Here is a 3,620-nt window from a genome sequence, read left to right as displayed (position 1 = left end):
GTTGCATCGCAGCCACCCGCTCGGCCGATATAGGCTGACCGGGCGCACTGATGCCTCCCGCCGCGAAGGCGGCAAGCCACAAGATACAGGCGATGGCGAGGGCCATCAGCCCTGTCGGTGATCGGCCAAGGGGTGGCAAGCAGTCAGGTCCCTGAAAAAAGACAACGGATAAAACGAGCTAAATGTATCACAAATTATCAATAAATTGAATTTAAACATCCATTAATTAACTTTTTACGATACTAAACACCCTTCCCATCCCAAAAGGTGGTACTTAAAATCCACTAAAAGAAAGGGGGTTCTATCGTCTGAGACTTACATTTGGGTCCAACCCCCTGATTGGCAGCCCAGGCTGATAACAACACGGCCACCCTGAGGTGGCCGTTGTCGTGAGCAGGTGTGCCAGAGCCGGTACTAGATGCCGGCGGCTTCCAGATGCTCCACCAGCAGCTGCACGCTGCGGTTGCCGCGCCACTCGTTGACATCGAGCCGATAGACCAGCCGCACCCGCTTCACCGAGGCATCGGGCCAACGCTTGAGATCGACGCCAAAAGCGATGGCATCCACCGCATGGCCCGAATCCGTGGTCAGCATCATCTTGAGGTGTTTCTCCCCCACCAGCCGCTGCTGTACCAGCACGAATTCGCCGTCAAACAGCGGCTCAGGGAAGGCCTGACCCCAGGGGCCGGAGGCGCGAATGAGCTCCGCCAACTCAAGGCTGAGCTCATCCGGCAGTAATTCGCCATCGGTGAGCAGCACCCCGGTCAAGAGCTCCGGCGTCACCAGCTCGCGGATGACCCCCTCGAAGGCACGACCAAAGGCCTCGATGTTGGCCTTGGGCAGGGTCAGCCCCGCCGCCATGGCGTGGCCGCCAAACTTGCCCATCAGGCCCGGATGGCGGGTATCGAGCAATTCGAGGGCATCGCGCAGATGCACCCCGGGAATGGAGCGACCGGAGCCCTTGAGCTCGGTGTCGCTGCTCTCGGCAAAAGCAATGACCGGGCGGTAGTACTGCTCCTTCACCTTGGAGGCCACCAGCCCCACCACCCCCTGATGCCACTCGTCTCTGTGCAGCACTATGCCGGATGGGACTTCGCCATCGCGAAAACGGATCTGCTCCAGGGTCGCGAGCGCCTCCTGCTGCATCCCCTGCTCTATCTCCTTGCGCTCCTGGTTGAGGCTGTCCATCTCGGAGGCGAGCTGACGCGCCAGATTGAGGTCATCGCTGAGCAAACAAGCGACCCCGAGGGACATGTCATCGAGGCGGCCCACTGCGTTGAGGCGCGGCCCCAGCGCAAAGCCAAGATCGGCGGCGGTGAGACGGCGGCCATCGCGGCCCGATACGTCCACCAGCGCCTGGATGCCGGGACGGCAACGACCAGCCCGGATCCGCTGCAGCCCCTGATGCACCAGGATGCGGTTGTTACCATCCAGTGCTACCACGTCGGCGACCGTGCCGAGCGCCACCAGATCCAGATAATCCGCCACATTGGGGGCACGAATACCCTGCCGCTCGTACCAGCCCAGCTGGCGCAGGTGGGTGTTGAGGGCCGCCATCAGATAGAAGGCCACCCCCACCCCGGCCAGTGACTTGGAGGGAAAGTCGCAGCCACGCTGGTTGGGGTTCACTATCGCGTCGGCAGCAGGCAACTCCTGGCCCGGCAGGTGATGATCGGTGACCAGCACCTGCATGCCGGCCATCTTGGCCGCCGCCACCCCGGCGATGCTGGAGATGCCGTTGTCCACCGTGATGAGAAACTCGGCGCCACGCGCCACCGCCAGCTCGACTATCTCCGGCGTGAGGCCGTAGCCGAACTCGAAGCGATTGGGCACCAGAAAATCGATGTGGTGACCGCCCATAGCCCGCAGCGCCAGCACGCACAGGGCCGAGCTGGTGGCGCCGTCGCAGTCGAAGTCACCGACGATCAGGATACGCTGCTGAGCAGTGAGCGCCGCCGCCAGCAGCGGCACCGCCTGCTCCATGCCAAACAGACGCTGGGGGGGCAGCAGCGAGCTGGCACTGCGCTCCAGCAGGACGGGATCCTCTACGCCACGGCTGGCGAAGACTTGGCGAAGCAGTGGATGCAGGGTGGCGGGCAGATGGGAATCATCAACTCGCGGACGACGACGGATTTGCAGGGGCATTGATGTGATCCAGTATCTTGAGCAGTTGTTCAGGGCTCTGATAACCCCGCACCAGATCCCCGTTTGGCAGGACCCAGCTCGGCAGCGCCTTGATCCCGAGCCACTGGCTCAGGCCGATATGATGGGCAAGGATCTCATTACAACCGGCCGCAGGCAAACGATCACTGAGACTGAGTTCACTGAACAGACCGGGATCGCACCAGCGCGCCTGCGCCTCGGCCAGATCGGCGAAGGTTCCCAGCGCTGGCAACAGCTGCACGCTCACCCCCAGCGCCTGCAGTATGGGCAGCTCATCGAGCGCGGCACGACAGCGGCTGCAGGTCAGGTCGGTAAACAAGGTGACGCTGTGACGCTCGGGCACCGCCTTGAGCTGCATACGCCGTTCGCCGATCTGGGTCAGGGCCCGCTGCCGTTGCTGACGCTGGCCCTGCATGGTGAGGTTTTTCATGTCATGGCCCAGATCCAGCATGATGCCCTGGAGCACATAGTCTCCCTTGGCATCGGTATAGAGCGGCCCCTGAGCCGTGCCCAGCATAAAGAGGCCAGGCATGGGGGTTTCATCCACCAGATACACCTGTACCCCGAGCCGCTGCTCTATACGCTGTTTCAATAATTGGGGATCCATCCCCGCGCTGGCAGCAAACGTGCACAGCAGCATCATTCCCAGTAGTAAATGCTTCACTCTTTTACTCACTTGGCATGAACGAATGGACTCACAAGGTAACTCAGGCTATATCCAGGTCTCAACCTGTTAATTACTTACTGATTAATAGTGGTGGTCACAAAAAATCCTTCTCTGACAGGTTGCCAATTGGGCAGAGGCCCAGCAAGCTAGCCGTGACGACAGGAAACAAGACGGTCATCCCTCTGTTTTCCTGATGTTTTATTATTCAACCGTGGGTGCGACAGCGGCCGCACTCTGCCCAATTGGGGAGGGAAACATGAGTCTGATCCAAGAGTTCAAGGCCTTTGCAGCAAGAGGCAACGTCATCGACATGGCGGTTGGCATCATCATTGGTGCCGCCTTCGGCAAGATCGTCTCCTCCTTCGTGGGTGACGTGATCATGCCGCCAATTGGTCTGGTCCTGGGGGGAGTGGACTTCAGCGATCTCGTCGTGACCCTGAAGGACGCCGAAGGTGCCACCCCGGCCGTGGTCATCGCCTACGGCAGGTTCATCCAGACCATCATCGATTTCCTGATCATCGCCTTCGCCATCTTCATGGGGCTCAAAGCCATCACCACCCTCAAGAAGAAGCAGGAAGAGGCCGCCACTCCCGCTGGCCCCACCAAGGATCAGGAGCTGCTGAGCGAAATCCGCGATCTGCTCAAATCCCAGCAGGGAAAATAAGCGCCAACTTCTGTCGTGTGTTTAAAAAAACCGCCCCTGTGGCGGTTTTTTGTTGCGCATCAGGCGCGGGGGTGGTGCTCCCCGTGCAGCGCCTTGAGTCGTTCATTCGCCACATGGGTGTAGATC

At 60.4% G+C, this 3,620-nt stretch carries 3 protein-coding genes; 1 reads left to right on the top strand and 2 read right to left on the bottom strand.

Features of this window, described 5'->3' with window-relative positions:
- Nucleotides 1-414: 414 nt before the first annotated feature.
- Together recJ and AAC083_RS15310 are read right to left on the bottom strand one after the other, a co-directional pair.
- Entirely contained in the window at nt 415-2,145 is a 1,731-nt protein-coding gene (gene recJ, locus AAC083_RS15315) for a single-stranded-DNA-specific exonuclease RecJ (RefSeq protein ID WP_108537047.1), read from the bottom strand.
- On the bottom strand, nt 2,111-2,827 hold the full coding sequence (locus AAC083_RS15310; RefSeq protein WP_042034737.1) for a disulfide isomerase DsbC N-terminal domain-containing protein: 717 nt from the start codon (nt 2,825-2,827) through the stop codon (nt 2,111-2,113). Before AAC083_RS15310 ends, recJ begins: the two co-directional genes overlap by 35 nt.
- A 259-nt stretch (nt 2,828-3,086) precedes the next feature.
- Between AAC083_RS15310 and mscL the strand changes: the two genes are divergently transcribed.
- Nucleotides 3,087-3,494 (top strand): large-conductance mechanosensitive channel protein MscL, encoded by a 408-nt coding sequence (gene mscL / locus AAC083_RS15305; RefSeq protein WP_108537046.1) that lies wholly within the window; start codon nt 3,087-3,089, stop codon nt 3,492-3,494.
- Nucleotides 3,495-3,620: the final 126 nt, after the last annotated feature.

It is taken from the genome of Aeromonas sp. HMWF014, from assembly GCF_963878295.1.
In the GTDB taxonomy this organism is placed as follows: Bacteria; Pseudomonadota; Gammaproteobacteria; order Enterobacterales; family Aeromonadaceae; genus Aeromonas; species Aeromonas popoffii.
The sequence above is the reverse complement of the archived record's forward strand: the minus strand, read 5'-3'. Positions and strand labels throughout refer to the sequence as shown.